We start from the raw sequence: 24,498 nt of genomic DNA, 5'->3' as shown, positions 1-24,498 counted from the left end.
CCACGGGTTCATTCATCCTTACTCGGACTTCGGCGCTTCTTCCTTCTGGCCTGGCGTCTTGAGCTTGGTATTGAAGTCGCGCATCAGGTTGCCGGTGGCGGGGTCACGCTCGGTCTTGAACAGCTCCAGGCGCGACGGTGTCGCCTTGCGCGGCCAGGCATTGTTGTCCTGGTTGATGTCGGCGGTTTCCCAGTACGGGTCCTGTACCAGGCTGACGATCGGCTCGTCGGTGATGAACAGCTTGGTCACCTGCGTCGGCGAGTAACGCCACACTTCGGCCGGAATGCGCTCGATGTACTTCTTGCCGCTCTTGGTTTCGATCTGGACCACCAGCGGGGTCACGAGGCCGCCCTTGTTCGAGAAGTCGACGAGATACAGGTGCTTGCCTTCCTTGAGCAGCGCCTTTTCCCAGTCTTCCAGGCCTTCGACCGTCTCGTTGAACTTGTTGCGGTCCTTGTTGGTGACGGTGAAGTCGTCGTTCTCGTTATAGAAGTCCTTGAGCTCGGGATGCGCATCGACGCGGCGCGGGAGCCCCGCGTTGCGCTGGTCGGTGATCGAAATCGGCTCGGCCTGTTTGCGCGCGCGCTGCCACGCTTTTTCGACTTCCGGATCCTTGCTGCTCACGGTGTATTCGCTGATGCCGTCCACGCTCACGTCGACCGCATCGGTGGTGTAGAACCAGCCGCGCCAGAACCAGTCGAGGTCCGTGCCCGATGCGTCCTCCATCGTGCGGAAGAAGTCGGCCGGGGTCGGGCGCTTGAACTTCCAGCGCTGCGCATACTCCTTGAAGGCGAAGTCGAACAGCTCGCGTCCCAGCACCGTCTCGCGCAGGATGTTCAGCGCGGCGGCCGGCTTGGCATAGGCGTTGTTGCCGAATTGTAAGAGCGACTCCGAGTTCGTCATGATCGGCACCTGGTTGGCGCTGCGCATGTAGTTCACGATCGTACGCGGGTCGCCGCGCATCTCCTCCCAGTTCTCTTCCCATGCTTCCTGGGCCATCGACTGCACGAAGGAATTCAGGCCCTCGTCCATCCAGGTCCACTGGCGCTCGTCCGAGTTGACGATCATCGGGAAGTAGTTGTGGCCGACTTCGTGGATGATCACGCCGATCAGGCCGTACTTGGTGCGCTTTGAATAGGTCAGCTCACCGGTCTTCTTGTCCTTGACGGGACGCGGACCGTTAAATGTGATCATCGGGTATTCCATGCCGCCCACCGGGCCGTTCACCGAGATCGAGGTCGGGTACGGGTAGTCGAAGGAATACTTGTTGTACTGCTCGATGGTGTGGATGATCGCCTGGGTCGAATATCGCTCCCACAGCGGGTTGCCTTCCTTCGGATAGTAGGACATCGCCATCACGTCAGTGTCGCCCGACTTGATCCCTTGCGCATCCCAGATGAACTTGCGGCTCGAGGCGAACGCGAAATCGCGCACGTTCTTCGCCTTGAAATGCCAGGTCTTGGAGGTGGTGGCGCGCGACTTCTCGGCCGCTTCGGCTTCCGCCTGGGTCACGATGATGACCGGCTTCTTCGCCGTGCGCGCCTGGCGCAGGCGGTCGCGCTGGGCGGCGGTCAATACCTCGCCCGGGTTCTGCAGTTCCCCGGTGGAGGCGACGATGTGGTCGGCCGGGACGGTGATCTGCACGTCGTAGTCGCCGAATTCCAGCGTAAACTCGCCGGCGCCCAGGAACTGCTTGTGCTGCCAGCCGTAGACGTCGTAATAGGCCGCCATGCGCGGGAACCACTGGGCGATCTCGAACAGGTCGTTCTTGTCGTCGAACTTCTCGTAGCCCGAACGGCCACCGAGCACCTTCTGCTCGTTGATGTTGTAGTTCCAGTCCAGGCTGAACGACACGCGCGCGCCCGGCTTCAAGGGCTGCGGCAGGTCGATCCGCATCATGGTGCGGTTGATGACGTATTTGAGCGGACGGCCGCCGCTGTCGCGCACGTTGCTGACCTTGAAGCCGCCGTCGAAGGTGCTCGCTTCGAGCAGGGTGCGCAGGGCGTCGAACTTCACGCCGGTTTCAGGCGTCTTGGCCTGGGCCCAGGCGTCGCGCGAGGGCAGGGCCGCCGAGGTGCGTGCGTCCGAATTGCGGTTGTAGATATTCTGGTCGAGCTGCAGCCAGAGGTATTTCAGCGTATCGGGGGAATTGTTGTGGTACGTGACCGTGCCGGAACCGGTGATCGCACGCCTGGCTTCGTCGAGCGTGGCGCGCATCGTATAGTCGGCGCGCTGCTGCCAGTAGGCCTGGCCCGGTGCGCCCGAGGCGGTGCGCACGCTACCCGGCGTGGGTAGCAGCTCGTCGAGCTGGCGGAATTTGTCGTCGAAAGGCGCGGCGGCGAAAACGGAGGCGCTGAGGCATAGCGCGGCCAGCCCGATGGGCAAACGTATCATGAGTCCCCTGATATTTTATTTAGAATAAGAAAAGTATTCTAGCTTTACCACTTCGGCATTGCTCGGTGGATTTGTAAAAAAACTGATACATAGTGCATATGTATCCTGGCGCGCGGCCAGTGGAGCAACGAGCACCCGCGGAAGCGCGACTGGCTTCAGACAGGGGGACTGTGCGAAGTGGGTTGACAACAGCGACAATCGGGCCGCGAGTCAGTCTCGCAAGGGGAAGGTCTTCACGAGCCTATGCCTGCAGGCGGTGACTGATAAGGGGCTGCATACTGGGTCCCGACTTCTTCTCCTGACCCGGCTGCGCCAAGAAGGCTCATGATGTGATCGACGGTTTTGGGGTCGGTTCGCACGAACGCTGCTTCATAGTGCCAACGTGAGTCCTCATGAGTTATCGCCGCCAGCAACTTCACCATGGCGAAATGAAGCCTCGGGTTACCCGGCAAAGTAAACCGCATGCTCAGCTGGTCGGACGGAACACTGTCGAGCTTTTCCGAACTGGCAAAACTGACGCGGGCGACGCTGACGTCAACCAGGCGAACACTGATTGAGCCGGAGCCCCGTAGGGTAGCGACCGATGCGACTTCGTGCATCAGGTTCAGGGCGTGAGCAGGCTTTGCGTCCAACATGATCGTCCAATGCGGCAAATAAGGTTCAGCACGCTTTGCGGGTCAAAAGCGAGACGGCCTGATATTACGTGTATTGTAGAAGCGCCAATATAAGACACTCCCGTTGAGTCATGTAAGACCAGTCCTACACTTGCCTGAGTGCTATTCCCGATCCCTTCAGAACCCGCGCACCGGAAAGCCGGCATCGCGCTGGATCCAGTTGCGCGGCGAGTAGCGTGAGGATGCATCGGTGGCGTGCAGTGTGAAGGCATGGCGCGACACCGGCGAACGGTTGGGTGCGCTGTAGTGCGGCAGCAGGCCGTGAAAGCACACCAGCGTACCGGCTTTGGCTTCGAGCGGTACCGCGGTACTGTCATCCGGCCAGGGCGTGGCATCGAGCTTTTCCATCGTGATGCTGTCCCCGGTGCGCAGGAAGCGTTCGCGCAGCGGACCGCGGTGGCCGCCCGGTTCCGCCCACAGGCAGCCATTGTCGACGGTCGCGTCTTCCAGCGCGAACCAGAAGGTGGTCACGGTGATCGGGTCGCTGTCGAAGAAAGTGGCGTCCTGGTGCCAGCGCACCTCGCCGCCGATGCCGGGCTGTTTAAAAATGTACATCGACTGCCACACCTGCGGCTGCTCGAGGCCCAGGTCGCGCGCGACGCTCGCCAGTTTCGGGTCGCGCGTAAAGGCCGCAAACACCGGGTCGAGGTCGTGCATGGCATGGCCGATCTTGTTGATCGAGAGCGCCTTGGCCTGGCGCAGCTGGCCGTCCGGGCTAAACGCTTCCTCTTCGAAGAAGCAGCGCACCGTGTTGTCCGAGCCGAGGAACCAGTCGTCGCTGGCGCGGGCCTGGTCCCTGGTCGTAAAGATGGCGCGCGACTCGGTGGGGTCGAAGGCCTCGACGATTTCCTCCGCGCGGCGGCGCAGTGCCGCGACCTGCTCCGGGCTCTTGAAGCCGGGAATAACGAGAAAACCGTCGCGTTGGTAGCGTGCGCGCTGTTCGGGTGTAAGCATGATGGGCAGCCCAGGGAAAAATGAAGATTGTAGCGCCGCGTGCATTGTCTGCGTGCTCCCGGCTGTCCCGTCAAGGCGCTCGCTTGAACGCCACGTTGAACGACCCGCTGACCAGCTTCCCGCCTTTGCCGGCCATCTGCAAATCCAGCTCGCGCGACAGCACGAACAAGGTGCGCGCCGATTCCGCGTACAGGGGCTCCCACTGGTTCTCGCGCAGCGCGATCATCAGCTTGCCCGCGCGATCGGCGATCTCGAAGCTGCCGAGATCCTTGATCTCGTAGCGGCCGGCCAGCATGCTGCGGGTGGCCGCCGGCAGGGTAATGGCCTTGCGCTGGGCGGTCTGGTAAGTCGGCCAGCGGTATTCGGCAGCGATCGCGCGGATCAGGCCCTGCGCCACTTCGGTCCCGTTATCGCCATTGGTCATGACCACCGCGCCGTCGCCGCCCTGCACGTAGGCGTAGAGCGAGTTCTGGTAGCCCATGTTGTGGCCGCCGTGGCCGAAGGCCTGCCGCGGCGCCTTGCCATCGATTTCCAGTCCCAGCGCGTAATTGTTCATCGCGGGGCGCAGCATGGTGCGGGTCATCGCCGCGGACAGGACGCCATCGGCGCCGGCGGCGCCCCGCTGCACCCCGAGCGCAAATTTCGCCAGGTCGGTCGGCGTGCTCCACAGGCCCGCCGCCGCCAGTTCCGGGTGGGTATGCGGGCCGCCCGTAACCGCGACGCCTGCGCCATCGTGCGGCAGCGCCGCGCGCGCCAGCAGGGCAGCCGGCAAGGGCTGGGCAAAGCTGCTGTCCGCCATGCCCAGTGGCTTCAACACCGTCTCGCTCATCAAGGCGTCGAACGGGCGCCCCGAACGGTCGATCATTGCCTGCTGCACCACGCTGTAGCCGCCGCCGGAATAATTCCAGGCTTCGCCGGGCGCCGTCTCGACCCGTACCGGTCCGTTATTGGCAGGCACCGCTCCCTCCAGGACCTGGAGCAGGGTCGGCACCTGCGCGCCGGCGGCATAGCCGCGGAAGCCCGAGACGCTCGTGCCGGCGGTATGCGACAGCAGCTGGCGCAGGCTGACTGGCCGCTTGGCGACTCCCGCCGGCAGCTTCCAGCTGGTGAGCATGGTGTTGACGTCGGCGTCGAGGTCGAACTGGCCCGCTTCCGCCATCTTCAGCGCGCCCATCGCGGTGAGCGGTTTACTGATCGAGGCTGCCTGGAACAGGGTCTGGGCCGTCACCGGCGCGCCGCCCGCCTGCGTTACACCATAACCCTTGGACCAGGTGATCTTGCCGCCCCTGATGACGGCCACGCTCAGGCCGGGCACGTGCAGGCGCTGCATCTCGCTGGCCAGGGAGCGCGTGGCGATCTTCTCGCCCTGGATGGCTACCGCCGGCCGCAGGCCGTTTTCGATCCGGGCAATCGCCTGCGCATCCTGAGCCTGGGCCGATACCGCGGCCAGCGTCATGCCCAGTGCATACGTCGCCAGCACCGCCGTGTTCTTGCGTCCGACCATGTTGTCTCCTTGTAGTTTTTGAAAGCTCTACAGGGAGTATCCGGATACTGGGCTGGTGGCGCAAGCACCGATCTTCAAGCCAGCAACTGCAGGTCGAAGGCGCGCTCGGCCAGCCAGACGCCGGCCAGCAGGGCGATCACGCATGAGCCCCCGACCATCACGGCGCGCCGGTAGAACAGGCCGTTGCGCAACAGGTAGGCCACCGGCAGGAAAGCCGCGACGATGGCCAGCTGGCCCAGCTCGACGCCGACATTGAAACCCACCAGCGACAACAGCAGCGCCTCCTGCGGCAAACCGAGGCCGGCCAGCACGCTGGCAAAGCCGAAGCCGTGCAGCAGGCCGAAGCCGAAGGCGAACCAGGCGCGGCCGCGGTGCACGATCGGCCAGACGTTGTTGAGCGCGGCCACGATCACCGAAGCGGCGATGGCCGATTCCACCAGCTGCGAGGGCAGGCTGACGATGCCGAGCGAGGCCAGGGTGAGGGTGATCGAATGGGCCAGGGTGAAGGCGGTGACGATGCGGACCACCTCCATCGCGCTGGAACGCAAGCCATCGCGCCCATGCCACGCGCGATCGCGCCAGACCAGCACCGCGGGCAGCAGGAGCGAGAGCAGGAACAGGATGTGGTCGAAACCGATCCAGATATGCCAGACGCCGTGCTTGAGGTAGTCGAGGAATTGGCGGCCTGGTGAAGGATCGGCCAGGCGCAGCTCCTGGTGCGGCTGCTCGGGGCCGAAGATCGCGGTGGACGTCGCCGCGCCATGGCGCAGCGCGAGCAGGCCCTTGTGCTGCGGGTCGATGTCGGCCAACAGGCTGTAGTCGATGCTTAGACTCGCCACCGCGCCGCCGCAGCTGCCTTGCAGCATCAGGACGGTATAGGCGCCGTCGGTATGCGTGTCGACCAGTTGCCGGGTAACCTGCAGCGGACAGGCGCTGCCGTCGCTGGCAAGCTTCAGGCGTGCCAGCGCATAGGCGGCGATCGCCCCGTGGCGCGCGCGTACTTCGTCCCAGGTCAAGGCGCCGTCGCCATTGCCGTCCAGGCCGACGGCCATCTCGAGGTCGCGCAGCGCGATGTCCCAGCGGCCCGTGACCTGCTGGCCGCGCACCTCCAGGTTCAGGTAACTGTCGCTGGCCTTGTGGGCATGCGCGCTCTGGCTGCACAGCAGGACCAGAACAGTCAACAGCAATGAGCAGACATGCTTCATGCGGCGGCTCCCAGACTGCGCAAGGTGGCGTCGAGTGTGCGGTCTTCCAGCGCGTGGCGACGTACCCAGTCGCGCACCAGGCGCGCGGCTTCGGCGTCGCCGCTGCTGGCGGCGGCCTGCGCCAGGATGCGCAGGTCGGCCGGTTCCTTCTGCACCGCCCAGTTGAGTTTTGCCAGGCGCACGGCGCCGGCCGGATTGCCGTCCAGGGCCAGGGCGAAGCGCGCTTCCTCGCGCCGGTGCACCACGTCGCCGCGCCGCCGGGCGGCCTCGAAGCGGGCACGCAGCGCGGCCGTGTGGCGCGGCGCCTCTGGCGAGCCGGCCGCGTTCAGGGCGATCGCATAGCGCAGCAGCAGGGCGTCGGCCAGGGTGCGCTCGGCCAGCAGGCGCAGCACGTCTTTCGCGCGGCCGCGCTCGAGCAGGAAGTCGGCGTAGGCCGCCAGCAGATAACTGTCCTGCGGGTCGGCTGCCAGCGCCTCGCGGAAATGCGCCTCGGCGGCAGTGTATTTGCCCAGCCGCTCGGCCATTTCGCCCAGCAGGGTAGCAGTCCAGGCGCGTAGCGGCGCCGGGGAATCAAGACGCGCGGCCAGCACCTGGCGCAGGCGCTCGTAGCTGGCGCCGGCAGTGCCGCTGACGCTGCCGACAGAGGCAAGGCAGGTCTGCACCACGAGATCGAGCGTCTTGCCGTAGAGCCGCGCGCAACTGGTGCGTGCACCGGGGTAGTCGCCGGTGACGAGCTGGATGGTTGCGCGCGTCAGCCAGGCCTGGCCATTGCCGGCATCGCGCCGCACGACTTCGTCCAGGTCGGCCAGGGCGGCGTCAAAAGAATGGGTGCTCTGGTTGAGCGTTGCGCGCAGCACCAGCACGTCGGGCGGGGCCTTGGCGCGCGAGGCGTTCCACCAGGGCGCCAGCGCCGCCTGTGCGTAGCCGAGATAGCGCGGATCGCCGTCGCGGCGCGCCTGTTCGATGTAGCGCCGCGCAAGGAAGGTCGCACGCGGCAGGTCGTTTGGATTGGTGGTGAGTTCGGCGCGCAGGCGCGCCAGTTCGCGTTGCGCAGGTTCCCGGGCGCCGGGCAGGCGCTCGAGTACCTGCTGGCCGCTGGCCGGAATGTAGGGCGCGGCCTGGGCGGCGCCAGTATACACAGCCGCCAGCAGCACCAGCGGATAAACGAACGCGATCATCGGTTCTCCATGAAAAAAGGCGGGAAGGGGACGAGCGTCCCCGTTCCCGCCGTCGAGGTGCATCAGTTCGATGGGACCGGCTCCGGCTCCGTCGTCTCCGGCGCAGTCAGTGGAATCGCATCGATCGCCACCGGTTCGTCATTATCGAGCAGCGATGCCACCCGCGCCAGCACCGTCTGGAAGAAAGTGTCGGTGGATACCGGCGGCGGGGTGGTGCTGGTTGGCGGCGGCGTCGTGGTGACCGGATCGCGGTCGTTGCTGCCGCCGCAAGCCGCCAGAAGCAGGGCAGCCGACAGCAGCAGCGCGCCATTGCGCAGGTGGGGAATCATGGAAGTCATGGCTCTCTCCTCGCGCTTACTGGTTGCCCGGCAGCGGCGTGTTCAGGTAAGGGAAGGCCGGCTTGAACGATACCGCCGTCTTGCGCACGCCATCGGTCAGCGCCAGGCCACCGGCCGGTGCATCGGCAGGCTTGCAGCCCACGCCCAGGGCGTCGTTGGCGCCGGTCAGTGCGCACAGTGCGCCCATCGAGACGCGCAGCGCGATATCGGTGACGTCGTCGGCCGGACGGCGGCCGTTCGGGAAGCCGGCATTGTCGCCGCCTGCCACGCCCATCGCGTTCTGCGCGGCCAGCGCGGTCGGTGCGATGCTGGTGTTCAGGCGCAGCATTTCCGAGGCCACCACGTTCTTCGGCTGGTTCACGCCCGGCAGGCCCTTGAGGAAGGCGGTCACCAGGTCGTTGCGCGGGAAGTTGGTCGGGGCCTTGGCGGACGGGAACAGGGTCTCGATGATGGCGGGCAGCGACGGGTTGGTGACGAAGTCGATGAACTGGCCGTCATCCTTCGGCTTGGAGCTGTTGAAGCGGTCCTTCAGGTCCATGCCGATGATGACTTCGTTCACGAGCGGCATGCCCACGCGCGAGACCTGGGTCCAGGCGCCGCCTTCCTTGGTCGCGTTGTTGATGCCGCTGGCAGGGGTCGGGTTGAGCAGGCGGCCCTGGCGCATGCTGGCGGTGGCATAACCGCCGATGACCGGTTCGCCGGCGGCGGCGACGCAGGCGATCGGCACTTCGATGGCGATCGCGCTGACGTTCTTGTTCTCGAGGTCGTTCTTGTTGCCATTGACCTCGGCGCCCAGCGGGTTCAGGTTGACCAGGTCGAAGATCTTGCCGACGGCGATATAGAAGGGTTCCTTGCGCTGGCCGACGAACACGCGGCCGGTGCCGCAGCCGGGGATGGCCACGTCGTAGATGTGCTGGTTGGCATAGGTCTCGTAGCCGGTTGCGCTGCCGAAGGTCTTGTCGCCGATGTTGTCGACCGGCTTGTCGAATTCGGTGGCGCCGCCGCTGCCCGCCAGGCGGGTACGGGTACCGCCGCGACGGTCGCCCTTGACCATATCGATGGTATAGGTCTCGCGCACGTTGAGCGAGCCCGGATTGACGCCGCTGATGGTCGAGGAGTTGATCAGGGGGATCAGCACCTGCTTGCCGCCGACGGTAAGGGCGGTGCGCTTCGAGGTGCTCTTGAAGCGGAACTGGAAGGAAATGTCTTCTTTCGCGTCGCCGTTGTTGTCGAGGTGGATTTCGTACAGCGCGTTGTTATCGAACTGGTAGAAGTTCGGGCCGCCCTGCGGATCCTGGAAGGGAATGAAGTTGGCGATCATCGTCACGAAGCCTTCGCGGCCTGGCGCGTAGCTGCGGAACATGTAGAAGTCGGTGCCGTCGACCTTGGGCGCGTTGGTCAGGAAGGGCGCTTCGCGATGGCTCGATGCCGATGCGGGCAGGGTGAAGGCAGCCAGGGCTGCGCCCGAGGCAAGGGCTGCAGCCCATAGTTGTTTCTTCTTACCAAATTGCATGTCAATCTCCTCTTGTTGTTGTCCCCGAAATGGGGAAGCCGTGGTGCGGAATGTGTCTCCAGGCTTGTATACGCAGCCCGCGCCTTATCGGATTCAAAATATTCTTATTTCATTACCACGGGGTAAATGTGATAATTTTATTCATCTGTCGTTAGCAAATTCGACGTTTTTTTTCTCTCCGTGGAAAGATTTTGTGGCTCAATCGATAAATTTGCCAAATTCATTAGAACTCAATGCCTGGATTCGTGGCGCTGCGTTGAAAGATGCGCTTGCTTTCCGGAATCTGTACGAGGCCAGCGCACCCCGGCTGTTCGGCCTGGCCCTGCGCATCCTGCGACGCCGCGAGCTGGCCGAGGAAGCGCTGCAGGAAAGTTTCGTATCGATCTGGGACCATGCGCGCGACTACCAGGAAGGCCTGGCGGCCCCCATGACCTGGATGTCGACGATCGTGCGCAACAAGTCCTTCGACCTGCTGCGGCGCCACCGGCACGAGGCGCAGCTCGACGGGGGAGAATTCGATGAGACGGTGATGGCGACGCTGGACGATCCGGTGGCCAATCCGGCCGACCTGCTCCAGCTCAGCAGCGAAGCAAAGGCGCTGGCCACCTGCATGGCTGCGCTCGACGAACCGCACCGGAACGCCGTCGGACTGGCTTTCTTCCATGATCTGTCGCACAGCGAAGTGGCAAGTCAGCTTGCGCTGCCGCTCGGTACGGTGAAGACCTGGATCCGCCGCAGCCTGGTGCGCCTGCAAGCCTGCCTGAGCGGAAGGAGGATGGGATGAAGCTGCGCGACAACGAACCCTTGCGCGAGCGGCTGGCTGGCGAGTATGTGCTGGGCACCTTGCGGGGACGGGCGCGCCGCCGCTTCGAAGGCCTGATGCATGGCGACGCGGCGCTGCGCCGCACGGTCGCCGAATGGCGCAACCGGATCGGGGCGATGGCGGAATTCGTGCCGGCGGTGGCGCCGCGCGCGCAGGTCTGGCGCGCGATCGAAGCCCGGCTTGGCCTGCAAAGGCAGGCGCCGGCCTGGCAATTCTGGCGCCACGGTTCGCTCGGCTTCTGGCGCGGGTTGGGCGTAGCCTCGAGCATGGTGGCGGCGCTGCTCCTGGTGAGCGTCATGCAGCAGGCACCGCAGCAGCCGGCGGTCAGCGATATCGCCACCCTGCTTGACGAGCAGTCCCGCACTGCGCTGCTGGTCACGGCCGACCGCGAGCGCAAGCTGCTCACGGTACGCCTGGTGGCCACCCGGCCACTCAGTCCGGGACAGGCGCTGCAGCTATGGGCGGTGCCGCAGCAGGGCAAGCCGCGTTCGCTCGGTGTGCTGGGTGGCGACCGGCAGCTGGCCTTGCCGCTTACGGCGCAGGCAATCGGCGCCGATGTGGCGCTGCTGGCGGTCAGCCTCGAGTCGGCGGGCGGCTCGCCGGACCCGAACGGCCCGAGCGGACCAATCCTCTACAAGGGCGGCTGGATCAGGGTGATGTAAGGCAGCCGCTCAGGCCGCGGGCATCGTGAAGGTGAATTCCGTCACGCCATCGGTGGAACTGACCGCGACCGCTCCCTGGTGGCCGCGGGCGATCTGGTCGACGATGTACAGGCCCAGGCCGAGTCCTTCGCTGCCCTGGCGCGGCGCCGCGCGCCAGTAGGGCTTGAACAGTTGCGTCATGACGCCGGCCGGGATATCGGAGCCGCCGTTGACGACGTGCAGCGCGAACAGGCCCTTGTCGATGTGGGCCCCGACCACGATGGCTTCGGCGTCGCTGCCGTGCACGACGGCATTCTTCAGCAGGTTGGACAGCAGTTGCGACAGGCGGTCGGGGTCGCAGCGAAGCCGCATGCCCATTTCGATGTGGCTCTCGATCAGGCGCTCGGGATACACGTCGCACAGTTCGTCGACGACCTGGCGCAAAAACAGGTCTGCGTCGGGCGTGTCGCGCAGGTCGAGCGCGATGCCGCCGCCCATGCGCCCGCGCGTGAAGTCGACCACGTCGTCGACCAGCGCCGCCATGCGCGTCGTGCTGCGGCGGATGCGTCCGGCCACCTGGCGCGTGACCGGGTCCTGGTGCTTGAGCAGCAGGATCTCGGCGCCGGAACGCACCACCCCGAGCGGCGTGCGCAGGTCGTGCCCCAGCACGGCGATGAACTGCTCGCGCAGCTCCGCCGTTTCGCGTTCGGACAGCAGTTCGCTTTGCACCTGTCCGCGCGCCTGCTCGGCTTCGAGCTGCTTGGAGATGAGTTCCGCGAACAGCGTCAGGGTCGAGACGGTCGTCTCGCCGGTCAGGCGCGCCGGTTCGGGATCGAGCCCGCACAGGGTGCCGAAATACTGGCCGCCGGGGCGGAACACGGGAATCGAAAAATAGCTCTGGAAACCGTAGATGCGCGGCGTGTGGTGAGCGTGGTAGCGGGCGCTGTCGCGCACGCAATCGATGATGACCGCTTCCCCGGTATCGCGCACCTGTTCGCACAGCGTCGTGGTGACGTCGAGCCCGTCGCCCGGCTTGACGCCGAATTCGAGCCCGTCGCGCACCGCGCAGGCGGTCCAGGAATCCTGGGTCACGTGGGCGATGCAGACGAAGCGCAGCCCGGTGATCGCGGCGACGGTCTCGAGGATCTTCGGGACGGCGCCGATGGCCTGGATTTCGCTGACGTATGGGGGGACGTCGTTTGCCATGGAGCGCTCTACCAAGGGATCTTAGAACGCCATGGTATCACCGATATTGTGACCGCTGCTCAGGTGTTGCAACTCCAGCTGCCGTTGGCGTACACCCTTTCCTCGCCGAGGTAGACCGCATCGGTAACAGCAAACACGTCGATGTGGAAGCGCGCATCCTTGCGCTTGAAGCCCGGCTTCGTATACACGCCATGCTTGGCGCCGAGCGAGAGGTGGATGCCGCACATGCGCTCGTAAGTGCCGATATCGTCGACGCGGCGCTCGCGCGTGAAGGCGCGGTTCATGCCGAAGCCCAGCTCGCGCACCCAGACTTCGCCCTCGATCTCGGTGATGTTGTCGAGCACCTGCTGGAATGCGGGCGTGGCATTCTCGGTGCCCACCACGCGCCCGCGCTCGATGATGAGCGTCACCGGGACCTCGGGCCGGTTCGAACGGTAACTCGTATCGCCGAAGACGTGCACCTGCACGCGGCCATGCACCGCTTCCAGGTCGAGCGCTTCGGTAAACACTTCGCCGATCGGGAACTGGCCGCCCACGTTGTGCATCTCGCGGTAATCGCCCACGTTCAGCTTGGCCGGCTCCAGGGCCGAGGCAAAGATGAGCGTCTCGCCGCCGCCCTCCACGCGCGCATGCGGCGCCGCGTCGATCCGGGCTTTCAGCGCACGGCCGACGCCGCGGAAGTAGGCCGGGTCATAGGCCAGCGCCTCGATATAGTGTTCCGACTGCGGCCCCGGCATGCGCGACAGGTGCACGTGCTCGATCACCTTCAGCCCCAGCTTGAACAGCTCGACCCGGATGCGAAAGCCATCCAGACGGAAATTGGTCGACTGTAGCAGCACCACCAGGTCCTTCGGCGCCAGCGCGCGGAAGGCCGCCAGCACCGCATCCGGGGTGGCGGCATCGAAGTCGATGAAAACTGCATCGGGCAGGTTGCGGCGGTAGCCCTCGAGCAGCGCACGCGACAGCGGGGTGCGGGTGTCGTAGACGACCAGCGCGGCGTGAAGCGGCCCATGTTCGAGCGCATGCGCGAGCACGTCGTGCAGGTGCCTGGTCGCGGCATCGATGGCTCGCGGCGGCAGGTCGCCAGGGTGCTGGTCGTCGGTGGGTTCGAGGGTATGCATGTTTGGCAGGGGAGAGCGAAAGCCGGGCCGCCATTATACGTACGCCAGCCAAAAGTTCCCCGCACCGCCGCCCAATCAGCCCGTTTATTGATCCTAAAAGTGTCGTGGCGCGCTACCCAGTGAACGGCGCGCCGCGCGACGGTCCTGAGCGCTATGATTTGAGTAACAACAAAGCCCGCATGGGCTGGGTTTCAATCGATCGAATGACTGCAAAAAGGGGCACCAAGGTGGCGGCATGACATACAGATGGGAAACGCCTGCCAGCGTCTGGCAGGAAGACGAACGTAGCGGGGAGTTCGAGCTGCTGGCAAGCGAAGGGCTGGGCCGGATCGACTGGCAGGCGCACGCCCATAGCCGCCTGCCCGACGTCGCCCGCCTGCTCGGCGCCTCCTTGCCCGACGCCTGCAACTGCGCACCCATCTATCCGGAAGGTTTTTCCTTTTGCCCGAACTGCGGCCGCAGCTTGCTGCGGCTGCCCGCACCGCCGTCGCGCCAGGCCGGCTGGTGGGGCCCGGGCGTGGATGCCATGCTGCCGCGCCATGTGCCGCATGGCTTGCCGGTCACCTCGCTGCCGCTGGGCGACAGCCTCGAAGAGCGTCCGGCCGCCCCCCAGGCCGGCCGCCATGACCTGGCGATGCCGGCGCCGCCCAATGCCCACTGTGTGTTCGCGGCCTCCCACTACGGCTTTCCCGAGCAGCGCCTGCTGGCGCTGGCCCACACGCGCGGCGTGCTGCAATACTGGGACCCGGTCGCCGGCCTGTGGCACGTCATGGCGCCGGACGACGGCGCCAGCAGCCTGGCCTTCACCGCCTCCTGCTATGCCTGGCTGCCGGTGCTGGAGCCGCGCCGCGGCGAGGTGGCAATCGTTCCCACCAGCTCCGGCCTGATGCGCCTGTGGATCAATCCAGTCAGCGAAACCTACCGCACCGAGCCCGTACTGGAAGCGCCGCTGGTCGCCGCACCCGGCGCCATGCGCCGCCATATCGCCTGCCTGGTCTGCCCCGACCCCGACGCGGGCGGAACCGTGCGCTTGTGGAGCGCGCGCAGCGACCTGCTCGAGGTCGAAGAATTCGCCTGCCCCGATCTTCCGCGGGCCGGCTGGTCGCGCCCGATCGGTTATGACGGCCGCCTGTTCTGGCTGCACGAGCAGGGCCAACTGGCCTGGCGTCCGGGCGAGCCGCCGCTGTTCACGCCCTGGGCGCCGGGCTGGCAGCCGCGCCTGGATTTCGGCGGACCGACCCAGAGCCGCGACGGCCGCCTGTGGCATATCGGCCATGACGGCCAAGGGTATTCCTTCCTCGAGCTGGGCACCGACCGCCCGGAAAGTGCGCCGATCGACGGCGCGCGCCTGGGTTTTGCCAACTTCCTGTTCCGGCGCGGGCACCCGGTGGTCGACGAGCCCTGGTCCGGCGAGCATATCGAAGACCTGAACCAGGACGACACCCTGGTGCTGCCGCTGCTGCGCGCCTTTAACAACAACCGCAGCCAGCCGAGCGGGCTGGTGCTGCGCTTCCACAAGTTCACCGGCCGCGCCGAAGAAGCGCTGGAGGCGCGCGTGCTGCCCCGCACCACGGTCGAATGGATCGGCCGGCGCAACGTGATCCTCGACGAGGCGGTGCGCCTGTCGCGGCCCCTCGATTGCTTGCCTTTCGTGTACGCGGGCTGCCTGTGGCTGCACCATCCGGACTGGAACGCCATCCGCGGCTGGCGCCTGGAAGAGACGGCGTGATGGGGGCCGCCATCAAGCAACTGGCGGCAGCCTTGCTGCTGCTGATGTCGAGTGCTTTCCCTGCGGCTGCGACCCCGCACGTCTTCCTGGTGCAGAACTCAGGCTGGATGGAACCCTTCTACACCGATCCGCAATCCCGGTTCAAGCCCTTGATTGGCGCGCTGGCCGGCGCCGTCGTGCAGCCGGGCGACGCGCTGGTGCTGGCGGCCTTCAACCAGTCCTTGCCGGGCGCGCCCTCGCCCAAGGCGCTTTTGTCGTTCAAGGCCGACCCGAAGACCGTGCGCAGCCGCGTCGATGCTGCGCTCTCCGGCCTCGATACGGCGCGTAAACCAGGCAGTGCCGCGCTGGCCGACACCGACCTGGGCGAAGCGGTGCAGGCGGCGATCGGCACCGCGCTCGGCGGCAAGCCCGGCATCGTCTGGCTGGTGACGAACAACCGCAACAGTCCGAACAACGACCAGGCCACGGCGGCGCGCAACCGCGAATTCTATGAATTGATCCACCGCGGCGCGGCGATCGACAAGGTGGTGGCGTTTCCGCTGCGCATGCCGGTCCAGGGCAAGCATTACCAGGCCAATGGCCTGATGGTGTATGCCTTCGCGGTCGGGGCGCCCGGCAGCCGCGCGTTGGATGCGCTGCTGGCCTCCGGGCGCATCGCCAGCGTGATCACCGAGCAGCCGGCGCGCCTCAAGCCGCTTGACCGCGACACGGTGCGCCTGAGCCCCGCGCAGGTGGAAAACGCGCCCGGCGTGGCCTTCTCGCAGGCGCAGGGCGGGGCGCTGCGTGCCGACGTCGATCCGGATGCCCGCACGCCGAAGGCCAGCATCCGGTGGAACCTCGAGAACACGATGTACCCCTACACCATCACCTCGGCCACGCTCAGCGCGCGCTCGATGCTGGCCGGCGAAGACCGCAAGATCGACCTGGCCAGCACCCGCGTGAGCAACCTGGCGCCGGGCAAGCCGGTGCCGCTGGGCTCGACCATGCAGCTGCCGGTGGCCCGGTTGCCCGATAAATGGTCGATGGAAGCGTTGAAATCCGCCGGTTCGGCCTATGTACTGCCGGGCCGGATCGAGCTGCACCTGGCGAACCAGAAACTGGAACTGTCGCAGGCCTTTCGCCAGCGCATGGCCGCGCTGTTCCCGGGCGACCCGCTGCCCGAGATCTTCACGCCGCCAAGTACGGTGCAGGCCTCGAACGCGGTGCTGCCCCTGGAGGTGCGCGTCCACTACGGCCTGGGCCCGCTCGCGGCGCTGGGCGGCATTGCGGCAATGCTGCTGGCGGCGCTGGGCGCCGGTGCCTGGGCCTATGGCCGGCCGCGCGTGGCCCAGGTCACCGTCGAAGACGAGCTGCGCACCCTGCATGCGCGTCCCGGCACGACCCAACCGATTTACGACAAGGCCGGCGCCCAGGTGGCGCAGCTGAAAACCACCCTGTTCGGCCACCAGCTGCTCGATCTGCGCGAAGGCGCGCAGGTCCGGCTCGGCCGCTGACAAAAACAAGAAAGGAATCTCTCCCCATGCAAGGAACCCAGTCACCTTCCGCACCGTCGCCGGCCGATCCAGGCTTCAAGCTGCCCGAAGACTCAAGCTCGCCCCAGGATTCGCTGCCGCAGACCACGCCGGACACCGCCGGCCGTCCGGTCGAAGTCGTCCCCGGTACCACGACGGCACCCGTTCCCGCGACCGATACCTCGACGCGCGACCTGGCCATCGGTGCGGTGGTGTTCGCGATCCTGCTGGTGGTGTACTTTTTTGTGCGCAACGCCTACGTGCACCACCTGGTCGTGCGGCGCGTGGCGCCGTCGTCCGCGGGCAGCGCCGGCTGGATGCTGTTCGTGGGCCTGGGCTTCTTGTCGGCCGCCGCCGTGCTGGCGATTATCAATGCCAGCAAATTCCTGACCTTCGCCGTCACCGGCCCGCTGGTGGCGGTGGGCGTGATCGCACTGGTCGCGGCGCTGTTCGTCGGCCGCCGTTAAGCACAACTCGAAAGAACACGATATGGCAGATTTCCCCAACCCAGCAAGCCTGAACGCCAAATCGGAGCTCAAGGTCGACCTGCGCCCGACGCTGTTCATCGGCGCGGGCGGCACCGGCATGGAAGTGATGATGCGCATCCGCCGCCGCATCCTGTCGGCCGTCTGGAACCGGCATCACCCCACCCGGGTCGAATCGATCGGCGACTTCCCGGTGGCGCGCTTCCTGCACTTCGACCTCGACAACAATGCCGTCATCGACGAAGGCAAGTCGCAGCGCACCGACCCCTGGTACGAATTGGTGAAGCTGACCGACGAAGAGCGCCTGGTCGAACCGCTCGACCTGCCGCAATACCACGAGTCCGACGACAGCCTGGCGCGCTTCCCGCTGATCGAAAGCTGGATGCCGCTGCGTCCCAAGAAACTGCGCTCGCTCGGCATCGACCCGTCCAAAGGCGCGGGCCAGATCCGCGCGCTGGCGCGGCTCTACCTGTTCGACAAATACCCCAAGCTGCGCGGCCGCATCAAGGGTGCGCTGAATTTCCTGAGCAGTAATGCCGGCATCGAGCGCAAGGAAAACTACCAGCGCCTCGGCCTGCAGGTGGATACCTCGAAATTCCGCATCGTCGTCATCGCCTCGTGCGCGGGCGGCACCGGCGCCGGCAGCGCCATTGATCTGGGCTGGCTGTCGAAGGCTATCGCCCGGCAGGAGGTGTCGGACAGCCAGGTCGACCTGGTGATGTTCATGCCTGGCGGCTTTGCCAAGGCCAACAAGGAGCGCACCGAGGCCAATGCCTACGCGACCCTGATGGAGCTGGAAACGGCGATGCGCGACATGAACGCACGGGTAGCCTGGATGGACCCGGACAGCATCGCCGGCAAGGGCGCGCCCTTCGACGACGTGTATTTTGTCGACACCGCCAACCTCGCCAACAAGGCCACGCTCGACGTCAAGGACGTCTACCAGATGGTGGCCGACACCCTGTTCGAAGATTTTGCTTCGGCCGATTTCGCCAACCGCAAGCGCTCGGTCGCGGTCAACCAGCAGCAGCACAAGCTGGGGCCCTACAACCCGCGCGTGCCCGAGCAGCGTTTCGGCGACATGCGCCTGTCCTACTCCAAGGTCTACTCCGCCTTCGGCCAGGCCGTGCTCGACACCCAGCAAAGCCTGCGCGACGACATCCGCGCCTACGAACTGGCCGGGCTGATGGTGAAGGCCTTCTTCGGCCTGGTGGGAACGGACGGCGCGATGGCGCGCCGCGCCGGCGACCAGGAACGCGACAGCTTCATGCGTGAGCAGATGGAGATGGGCGAGCGGCCCTTCGATGCCTTCCCCGATTTCCGCAAGGGAACGGTGGATATCACGCCCTTCCCGGAATACGCGCTCACCAGCACCCTGCTGCTCGACAAGGACGGTCGCTCGCTGCTCGAACGCGTGGAAAGCAAGGTGCAGCTCGAGGTCGACCGCATCATGGCGTCCTACGATATCAAGCAATGGCGCGAGAAGGTGGCCGAACTGCTGCCCCACCTGGAGCGCGACGCCATCCGCGAGGCCGGCGCCACCGCCGAGACCAGCGAAGACCGTATCAAGCGCCACACGGGTGAACTCAGCGGGCGCCTGAAAACCCACGTGCGCGAGCGCCTGTACGCGCTGCTCGACGACCGCAAGCAGGGTGGCCTGGAATTCGTGCTGTCGCTGCTGGAGCAGGTCAAGGCGCGCCTGTCGCAGCGCGACCTGGCCAATGCCGAGCGCAATGGCCGCCGCTACCGCGACATCCGCGATGCGCTGCGCACCCGCCAGGTCGAGGAATCGCTCAACAACCTGTCGCAGGCCTCCGCGCGCATGTTCGGCAAGGAGCCGCAGGCGCGCGAGGTGATGAACCACCTCAAGCGCGACATCGCCGACTACCTACGCTTCCACCTGCTGGCGGTGGCGGCCGGGCAGTCGATCGAAGTCATGCGCAACATGTCGGCCTGGCTGGGCGACCCGCAAGCCACCGACGAGCAGGGCCAGGCCCAGTGGAGCGGCATCGCCGGCGAGTTCCAGGAAGGCCGCCGCCAGGTCCAGGCCATGCTGGCAGCTGCCGACCAGCGCATCAGCCAGCTGCGCGCCGACGCGCGCCAGGAGCATGCCACCTATATCAAGCTGGCGGCCGACGTGCTGCCGCCGCCGGTGCGTCTCACGGGCGACGTCAGCGCCTGGAGCGAAGAAGTGCTGCTGGAGTTCGGCGGCTCGGCGCGGCTGTTCCCGCAACTGGGCGACGAGCGCCTGCGCGCCGACCTGCTGCTCAAGCTGTTCCGCCGCGCGCAGCTGCAGCTCTCGTCACAGGAACTTGAGCAGCCCGAGCCCGTCGACCCGCTGCTCGAACGCTTGTCCAGCATGACTCCGCAGGAGCGCCAGCGCGTCTTCGCCGAATGGATCCGCAGCGCCATGCCCTGGGTGAACGCGCGCTTCTCGGCCGAGTTCACCCCTAGCGCCGACCAGTTCAAGTGCTTCATCGGCGTCGGCGACGCAGCAAGCTGGCGCAAGATGGAAGCCGAGCTCCGTGCCGCGGTGCCGACCGGGTACTTCCATGGCGACCTGCTTTCGGTGGTCAACACCGGTATCTCGGGCAAGGCCGTCTGCTATATCGAGCTGTCGGGCTATCCGATGACGGTGCTGCGCGGCCTGCCGACCTGGCGCGCCTCGTACCAGATCGAGAACCCGAAGATCCCGACCCACCTGCATTTCGACGCGACGCGCTTTCGCCATCCCTTGTCGCCGTCGATGGACGAGCTCAATCGCCTGGCCGACGACTACGAATGGTTCCTGCAGGCGATCGCGCTGGGCGTCATTCGCCGCAAGCCGGATCTCGGCGACCGCGAGGCCAGCTTCCAGCCGCGCGGGCAGTATCTGTTCGAGGTCGAACCCGGATCGGGCGAGTGGCTCCAGATCGGCAACGAGTTTGCGATCCGCTCCAATGGCCTGCCGCCGTATTACCGCGACGGGGTGATTGGAGCCGTGCGCCACCGGCTGGCCAATGTCGGACCGCACCAGCTCACGCTCCTGGCGGCGCTGATGCGCCACTACCAGCTGCGCGTCTACGAGCCGCGCCTGGAGGTCGACGAGACCGGCGCCCAGCTGCCGTCGCCCTCGCTGCCGAACATCACCGCGCGGCGTTTATACGACCAATGGATCCGCCGCGCCGCCGCGCTCGACCCGTCGCTGTCCCCAAACCAGATCGAGACCGCGCTGGCCGGCATCGCGCGATGGACCGAGACGGTGCCGGATTCCGCCGGCGACGCCTACAGCTGGGAAGTCGAGCGGCCGGAGGACAAGCGGGTGATCCTGCCCGAGTTCCTGATGAACGACGGGCGCGCGGCCGCGCTGCTGGCAGGGCGTGCAGCGCCGGTCGAACTGGCCAAGGCGCCGGCCGCCCACGAGACGCAACCGACCATGCAGCAAACGGGCCAGCCGCGCTACAAGCTGTTCGTGCAGGGCGCCCAGCGCGGCCCGTTCACGGTCGACGAGATCGCCCAGCAGGCCGCACGCGGCGAGGTCGATGCGGCGACGCGCGCCTGGAACATGGCCTGGAACCCGAAGGCGGACAAGTGGAGCACGGTCGGCGCGCTGCCCGAACTGGCGGCGGTGCTGGATAACCTGATTCCCGATCCGGACGACGTGGACAACGCGATCCCAGATCCAGAATGAAGGACGGTATGGTGCAAGACGACGCGGTCTACCGCTGCATCGGCCTCTCATGCGGACGCCTGATGCCGAGGCGGGTGAATTACTGCCCCTGGTGCGGCACCTCCCAGCAGGTGGTGCAGCCGGGCGTGAGCCCACCGCCGGTGCTGGCCAGGCCGCCGGTGGCGCCGCCGCGACCGGCGCCGGTGCCTGCCCCGGTGCCTCCCCCGGTGGCGCCGGTCGTCCAGCCAACGGCTGCGGCTGCGAGTACCGCCGCAGGGGCAGCCGCAGCCGCAGCCGTCGCGGCGGGCACTGCGGGCACCGCGGCGCCTTCACCGAATCCTGCGCCGGTGCCGCCTCCCGCTGCACGGGCCGCCCCGCCCGCACCGCCGCCCGCGGCCGAGCCGGGAGCAGGGCGCGGCATCCCCCCGCCGCCCGGCATTCGCGGCGCCCCGATACCTGCTCGCCCGCCGCAGCGCGCGCCGGTGCGCCTGCGCTGGTGGATCGCCGCATTGATCGTGCTGTGGGTGATCTGGATGGTCGTCAAGCCCGAAGGCAGCCGCGTCGAGCGCCGCATGGACCGCGCCGTGGCCCTGGCGGTCGAGTGCAAGGCGCGCGAGGCGCAGGACGAGCTGATCGCCCTGCGCGGCAGCAGCGCCACACCCGAGCAGCTGCGCCAGGTGCAAACGTCCCTGAACAAGGCAGCGGCCGACTGCACCCGCGCCGAGCAGCGCGCCAGGGCCTGGACCGATACCGGCGCCGCCGTGCAAAGGCTGCGGCGCGCCCGCACCTACGACAAGGCGCTGGCCAGGCTGGCGGTATTCACCAAGCGCTGGGGCGAGGACGATGCCACCCGCGCGCTGCGGCAGGAGATCATCGACGAGCGCGAGCACCCGCTGGCCGACCCGTCGCGCGGGGAGTAAGCGATGAAGCAAGCGCTCGCCGTCCAACGGTCACCCAGGTTTTTTGCCGCAGGTGTATGCTTGTCGGCAAGCAAATAGCAGGAGTGAACCATGAAGACGACCATACTGGGCGCGTTGCTGGCCCTGGCCATGCTGGCAGGCTGCAGCCGTGATGAAGACGCGATCGGGCCGGCCCAGAAGGCTGGCAAGGTGCTGGACGATGCCGGCGTGCGGGTCTCGCGCCAGGTCGAGGGCGAGCTGGCCAAGGCCGACCGCGCCGCCGCCGAAGCCCGCGACAAGATCGAGGATGCGACCAAGGACGCCAAGGGCGGCCTGGAACGCGCCACCGAGGAAGTGGGCAAGAAGGTGGAAGACGCCGGAGAGAAGATCCAGGACGCGGCGGAGTAGCCGGGAACCCGTAGGGTGGGCGTCATTCCGGGCATTGCCCGAAATTACTTGCCCTCGCGGCCAACAAGCGTACGCATATTGATACGTGTCTGTAGCCGGGCACCGTGATTTGAACGCGCGGGGTGATCTGGTCCAGTGGACCAGATCACAAGCCGCCCGCCCTGCGAAACCCCGCTTACGCGCCGACCCGCTGGTCCTGCACATCCCCATGCACGACCGACAAATTCACCTGCCCGTTGCGCCACGCGCGTTCGAGGTTCTGCTCGATGTCCTCGAGGCAGACCTGGGCCGGGTCGCAGAAGCCGCGCACGCAATAGGCACGGTTGCGGCCATGCGCCTTGGCCAGATACAGCGCCATGTCCACCACGTTCACCACGCGTTCCCAAGGCAGTACCTCGCCGCCGCAGGCGAGCGGGAAGGGCGCGAAGCCGATCGAGACATTCACCCTCAGCGTATGCCCTGCGTGTGGAATCGTCACCGCTGAAATGCCGCTCAGGATGCGCTGGGCCACTTCGTCGAGGCTTGAGCGCGGGACGGTCGGCAGGAAGGCCAGGAATTCTTCGCCGCCCCAGCGCACGATCATGTCGGTTTCGCGCAGGATTTCGCACAGGCTGGCGGAGATGGCCGTCAGCACGGCGTCGCCGGCCGCGTGGCCATGGGTGTCGTTGATGTGCTTGAAGTGGTCGACGTCGAGCAGGAACAGGCCGCCGCACTGGTCGCTGCCTTCCTGCAGCTGCGGCTGCGGCGTGCTGCGCATGTAGTCCAGGAAGTGGCGGCGGTTGTACAGCCCCGTCAGCGGATCGCGCACGCTCTGCTGCTTGAGCTCCTTGTTCTTCTCGTAGAGCTGGGCATTGGCATGGCGCACCTTGCGGTACAGCAGGCCGACCACGACGGCCGTCAGCGCAAAGATGGCCGCCAGCAGCCACATGACCCGTTGCTGCAGGCGGTTGACTTCGTTTTCGCTGCGCAGCAGTTCGATCTGGCGCTGCTTTTTCTCGGTCTCGTATTTTTCCTGCAGGTCGAGCACCGCGCGCTGGCGCCGCTTTTCGAACAGCTCGTTGGAAATCTTGCGCTCGCGGTGATAGGCGCGCAGTGCGCCGGGCAGGTCGCCGACGCGTTCGAGCGCCTGGCCGTATTCGACCAGGACCAGTTGCAGCTCCGGCTGGTCGCCCAGGTTCTCGTAGGCCGTCATGCCGGCCTCGATATGCCGCTTGCCCTCGCCGAGGCGGCCCATGGCGAGGTAGGCCTGGCCCAGGTTCAGGCGGCCCGTCGCCTCCAGCCCGGCATTGTTCAGCGCGCGTGCGGCGGTGACGGCCTGCTCGCCATAAGTGGCCGCGTTGCGGTAGTCGCGCAGCTTCAGGTAGCAATCCGACAGGTTCACCAGCGTGTAGGACGACAGCGACTCGGCGCCGATCCGGCGTTCGATGGCCAGGCTGTCGAGCAAGGCCTTCAGGCCGCGCGCGTACTGGCCGGTGGATACCGACAAACCGTATTCCGCATGCTTGAGCGTGGCCATGCGTCCCGGCGAATTCGTTTTCTTCGCTGCCTCGACCGCCTCGGCCAGGGCCTCGAAGCCCTTGCCGTATTCGCGCATCTGCTGGTACAGGTCGATCAGGGCATTGAGCGACATGACGACCTGGAACGGGTTGCCGTTCTGGCGCGCCATGGCGGCGGCGGCCTGCAGGCGCTCGAGCGCCTTCGGGAAGTTACCTTCCTCGGCCCAGGAATCGCCCGACGAGATCGCGGCGCGAACCTTCAGTTCGGGGTCATCGGTGGTCAAGGCCAGCTTTTCCGCTTCCCAGACCAGGCGGTGCGATTCGGCCAGCTCGGACCGTCGGAAGGCCATGTAGGCCTTGCGCAGCAATCCCTTGGCCAGGGCGACCTGGTTGTCGTGCTGGCGGCCCAGCGCCACCAGCTCGTCCGCCAGCGCGTTCGCTTCGTCCAGCTTGCCGACCTCGTCGTAGGCATTGGACAGCTGGTTCAGGAATTCGATGCGTTCAGGCAGCGGCGCGGCCCGGCCCTCAGGCTGCATCGCCAGCAGCATCGGCAAGGCGCGCTGGCCCGCATATTTGTTGATTTCCCGAATTTCCGCCAGCCGCTGCGCCAGCGGCAGCGGCTCGGCCGCACCAGCGGCCGCCGACCCAATGCACAGCGCTGTGGCGAGCGCGATGCGTCGGGAGCGCACCAGGGCGCGGGGCAGGCTAGGGAACATGAGAATGGGTCTCGGAGTGCAGACAAAAAGTAATAGATGGTGTACGAAACATTA

The 24,498-nt window shown here is 66.5% G+C and carries 19 protein-coding genes; 8 read left to right on the top strand and 11 right to left on the bottom strand.

The window, feature by feature from the left end; translation table 11 throughout:
- Positions 1–18: 18 nt before the first annotated feature.
- The 8 genes from AC56K1_RS05005 to AC56K1_RS04970 form a co-directional block, all read right to left on the bottom strand.
- Positions 19–2,394 carry a M1 family metallopeptidase gene (locus AC56K1_RS05005; protein WP_497156747.1) on the bottom strand — a complete coding sequence of 792 codons (2,376 nt, stop codon included), beginning with the start codon at positions 2,392–2,394 and terminating at the stop codon, positions 19–21.
- Between the two features lie 233 nt (positions 2,395–2,627).
- Positions 2,628–3,029: a PilZ domain-containing protein gene (locus tag AC56K1_RS05000; protein ID WP_497156746.1), complete on the bottom strand. Its 402-nt coding sequence runs from the start codon at positions 3,027–3,029 to the stop codon at positions 2,628–2,630.
- A gap of 156 nt (positions 3,030–3,185) precedes the next feature.
- Positions 3,186–4,022: a phytanoyl-CoA dioxygenase family protein gene (locus AC56K1_RS04995; RefSeq protein WP_497156745.1), complete on the bottom strand. Its 837-nt coding sequence runs from the start codon at positions 4,020–4,022 to the stop codon at positions 3,186–3,188.
- A 70-nt stretch (positions 4,023–4,092) separates the two neighbouring features.
- Positions 4,093–5,526, bottom strand: a complete 1,434-nt coding sequence (locus AC56K1_RS04990; protein WP_497156744.1) for a serine hydrolase domain-containing protein — start codon at positions 5,524–5,526, stop codon at positions 4,093–4,095.
- A gap of 74 nt (positions 5,527–5,600) precedes the next feature.
- A complete protein-coding gene (locus tag AC56K1_RS04985; RefSeq protein ID WP_497156743.1) occupies positions 5,601–6,731 on the bottom strand; it encodes a HupE/UreJ family protein in 1,131 nt (376 codons plus the stop codon).
- Positions 6,728–7,909 (bottom strand): tetratricopeptide repeat protein, encoded by a 1,182-nt coding sequence (locus AC56K1_RS04980; protein ID WP_497156742.1) that lies wholly within the window; start codon positions 7,907–7,909, stop codon positions 6,728–6,730. Before AC56K1_RS04980 ends, AC56K1_RS04985 begins: the two co-directional genes overlap by 4 nt.
- 62 nt (positions 7,910–7,971) lie before the next feature.
- Positions 7,972–8,247, bottom strand: a complete 276-nt coding sequence (locus AC56K1_RS04975; protein ID WP_497156741.1) for a hypothetical protein — start codon at positions 8,245–8,247, stop codon at positions 7,972–7,974.
- Positions 8,248–8,263: 16 nt separating this feature from the next.
- The gene (locus AC56K1_RS04970; protein ID WP_497156740.1) at positions 8,264–9,760 is read right to left on the bottom strand and encodes a DUF4331 domain-containing protein; all 1,497 of its coding nucleotides are present in this window, start codon (positions 9,758–9,760) and stop codon (positions 8,264–8,266) included.
- Between the two features lie 256 nt (positions 9,761–10,016).
- On the opposite strand from AC56K1_RS04970, the gene AC56K1_RS04965 reads away from it, so the two are divergent.
- A complete protein-coding gene (locus tag AC56K1_RS04965; RefSeq protein ID WP_497156739.1) occupies positions 10,017–10,544 on the top strand; it encodes a sigma-70 family RNA polymerase sigma factor in 528 nt (175 codons plus the stop codon).
- Positions 10,541–11,245, top strand: a complete 705-nt coding sequence (locus tag AC56K1_RS04960) for an anti-sigma factor (RefSeq protein WP_497156738.1) — start codon at positions 10,541–10,543, stop codon at positions 11,243–11,245. Before AC56K1_RS04965 ends, AC56K1_RS04960 begins: the two co-directional genes overlap by 4 nt.
- Before the next feature lie 9 nt (positions 11,246–11,254).
- On the opposite strand, the gene AC56K1_RS04955 is transcribed toward AC56K1_RS04960, so the two are convergent.
- Both AC56K1_RS04955 and AC56K1_RS04950 read right to left on the bottom strand, forming a co-directional pair.
- On the bottom strand, positions 11,255–12,430 hold the full coding sequence (locus AC56K1_RS04955; RefSeq protein WP_497156737.1) for a GAF domain-containing sensor histidine kinase: 1,176 nt from the start codon (positions 12,428–12,430) through the stop codon (positions 11,255–11,257).
- Positions 12,431–12,489: 59 nt separating this feature from the next.
- Positions 12,490–13,551 carry a hypothetical protein gene (locus AC56K1_RS04950; protein ID WP_497156736.1) on the bottom strand — a complete coding sequence of 354 codons (1,062 nt, stop codon included), beginning with the start codon at positions 13,549–13,551 and terminating at the stop codon, positions 12,490–12,492.
- A 235-nt stretch (positions 13,552–13,786) separates the two neighbouring features.
- On the opposite strand from AC56K1_RS04950, the gene AC56K1_RS04945 reads away from it, so the two are divergent.
- The 6 genes from AC56K1_RS04945 (at position 13,787) to AC56K1_RS04920 (ending at position 22,232) form a co-directional block, all read left to right on the top strand.
- A complete protein-coding gene (locus tag AC56K1_RS04945; protein ID WP_497156735.1) occupies positions 13,787–15,280 on the top strand; it encodes a hypothetical protein in 1,494 nt (497 codons plus the stop codon).
- Positions 15,280–16,773 carry a hypothetical protein gene (locus tag AC56K1_RS04940; RefSeq protein WP_497157169.1) on the top strand — a complete coding sequence of 498 codons (1,494 nt, stop codon included), beginning with the start codon at positions 15,280–15,282 and terminating at the stop codon, positions 16,771–16,773. The genes AC56K1_RS04945 and AC56K1_RS04940 overlap by 1 nt, the downstream gene beginning before the upstream one ends.
- Positions 16,774–16,799: 26 nt before the next feature.
- On the top strand, positions 16,800–17,258 hold the full coding sequence (locus AC56K1_RS04935) for a hypothetical protein (protein ID WP_497156734.1): 459 nt from the start codon (positions 16,800–16,802) through the stop codon (positions 17,256–17,258).
- A 22-nt stretch (positions 17,259–17,280) separates the two neighbouring features.
- Positions 17,281–20,946, top strand: a complete 3,666-nt coding sequence (locus tag AC56K1_RS04930; protein WP_497156733.1) for a tubulin-like doman-containing protein — start codon at positions 17,281–17,283, stop codon at positions 20,944–20,946.
- A complete protein-coding gene (locus tag AC56K1_RS04925) occupies positions 20,943–21,845 on the top strand; it encodes a hypothetical protein (RefSeq protein WP_497156732.1) in 903 nt (300 codons plus the stop codon). The genes AC56K1_RS04930 and AC56K1_RS04925 overlap by 4 nt, the downstream gene beginning before the upstream one ends.
- A 90-nt stretch (positions 21,846–21,935) precedes the next feature.
- Complete coding sequence (locus tag AC56K1_RS04920) at positions 21,936–22,232, top strand: hypothetical protein (protein ID WP_497156731.1); 297 nt, start codon at positions 21,936–21,938, stop codon at positions 22,230–22,232.
- 175 nt (positions 22,233–22,407) lie between these two features.
- Here the strand turns inward: AC56K1_RS04920 and AC56K1_RS04915 are convergent, their stop codons facing one another.
- Positions 22,408–24,444 (bottom strand): GGDEF domain-containing protein, encoded by a 2,037-nt coding sequence (locus AC56K1_RS04915; protein WP_497156730.1) that lies wholly within the window; start codon positions 24,442–24,444, stop codon positions 22,408–22,410.
- Positions 24,445–24,498: the final 54 nt, after the last annotated feature.

The sequence above is a fragment of the Telluria sp. ZB4P37 genome (assembly GCF_059685855.1).
The sequence above is the reverse complement of the archived record's forward strand: the minus strand, read 5'-3'. Positions and strand labels throughout refer to the sequence as shown.

What these genes read in the sequence shown, in the direction of transcription:
- AC56K1_RS04940 (WP_497157169.1), top strand. Translation starts at nt 15,280, where the DNA reads ATGGGGGCCGCCATCAAGCAACTGGCGGCAGCCTTGCTGCTGCTGATG.
- AC56K1_RS04915 (WP_497156730.1), bottom strand. Translation starts at nt 24,444, where the DNA reads ATGTTCCCTAGCCTGCCCCGCGCCCTGGTGCGCTCCCGACGCATCGCG.
- AC56K1_RS04950 (WP_497156736.1), bottom strand. Translation starts at nt 13,551, where the DNA reads ATGCATACCCTCGAACCCACCGACGACCAGCACCCTGGCGACCTGCCG.
- AC56K1_RS04955 (WP_497156737.1), bottom strand. Translation starts at nt 12,430, where the DNA reads ATGGCAAACGACGTCCCCCCATACGTCAGCGAAATCCAGGCCATCGGC.
- AC56K1_RS04930 (WP_497156733.1), top strand. Translation starts at nt 17,281, where the DNA reads ATGGCAGATTTCCCCAACCCAGCAAGCCTGAACGCCAAATCGGAGCTC.
- AC56K1_RS04985 (WP_497156743.1), bottom strand. Translation starts at nt 6,731, where the DNA reads ATGAAGCATGTCTGCTCATTGCTGTTGACTGTTCTGGTCCTGCTGTGC.
- AC56K1_RS04980 (WP_497156742.1), bottom strand. Translation starts at nt 7,909, where the DNA reads ATGATCGCGTTCGTTTATCCGCTGGTGCTGCTGGCGGCTGTGTATACT.
- AC56K1_RS04945 (WP_497156735.1), top strand. Translation starts at nt 13,787, where the DNA reads ATGACATACAGATGGGAAACGCCTGCCAGCGTCTGGCAGGAAGACGAA.
- AC56K1_RS05000 (WP_497156746.1), bottom strand. Translation starts at nt 3,029, where the DNA reads ATGTTGGACGCAAAGCCTGCTCACGCCCTGAACCTGATGCACGAAGTC.
- AC56K1_RS04970 (WP_497156740.1), bottom strand. Translation starts at nt 9,760, where the DNA reads ATGCAATTTGGTAAGAAGAAACAACTATGGGCTGCAGCCCTTGCCTCG.
- AC56K1_RS04960 (WP_497156738.1), top strand. Translation starts at nt 10,541, where the DNA reads ATGAAGCTGCGCGACAACGAACCCTTGCGCGAGCGGCTGGCTGGCGAG.
- AC56K1_RS04920 (WP_497156731.1), top strand. Translation starts at nt 21,936, where the DNA reads ATGAAGACGACCATACTGGGCGCGTTGCTGGCCCTGGCCATGCTGGCA.
- AC56K1_RS04925 (WP_497156732.1), top strand. Translation starts at nt 20,943, where the DNA reads ATGAAGGACGGTATGGTGCAAGACGACGCGGTCTACCGCTGCATCGGC.
- AC56K1_RS04995 (WP_497156745.1), bottom strand. Translation starts at nt 4,022, where the DNA reads ATGCTTACACCCGAACAGCGCGCACGCTACCAACGCGACGGTTTTCTC.
- AC56K1_RS04975 (WP_497156741.1), bottom strand. Translation starts at nt 8,247, where the DNA reads ATGACTTCCATGATTCCCCACCTGCGCAATGGCGCGCTGCTGCTGTCG.
- AC56K1_RS04935 (WP_497156734.1), top strand. Translation starts at nt 16,800, where the DNA reads ATGCAAGGAACCCAGTCACCTTCCGCACCGTCGCCGGCCGATCCAGGC.
- AC56K1_RS04990 (WP_497156744.1), bottom strand. Translation starts at nt 5,526, where the DNA reads ATGGTCGGACGCAAGAACACGGCGGTGCTGGCGACGTATGCACTGGGC.
- AC56K1_RS05005 (WP_497156747.1), bottom strand. Translation starts at nt 2,394, where the DNA reads ATGATACGTTTGCCCATCGGGCTGGCCGCGCTATGCCTCAGCGCCTCC.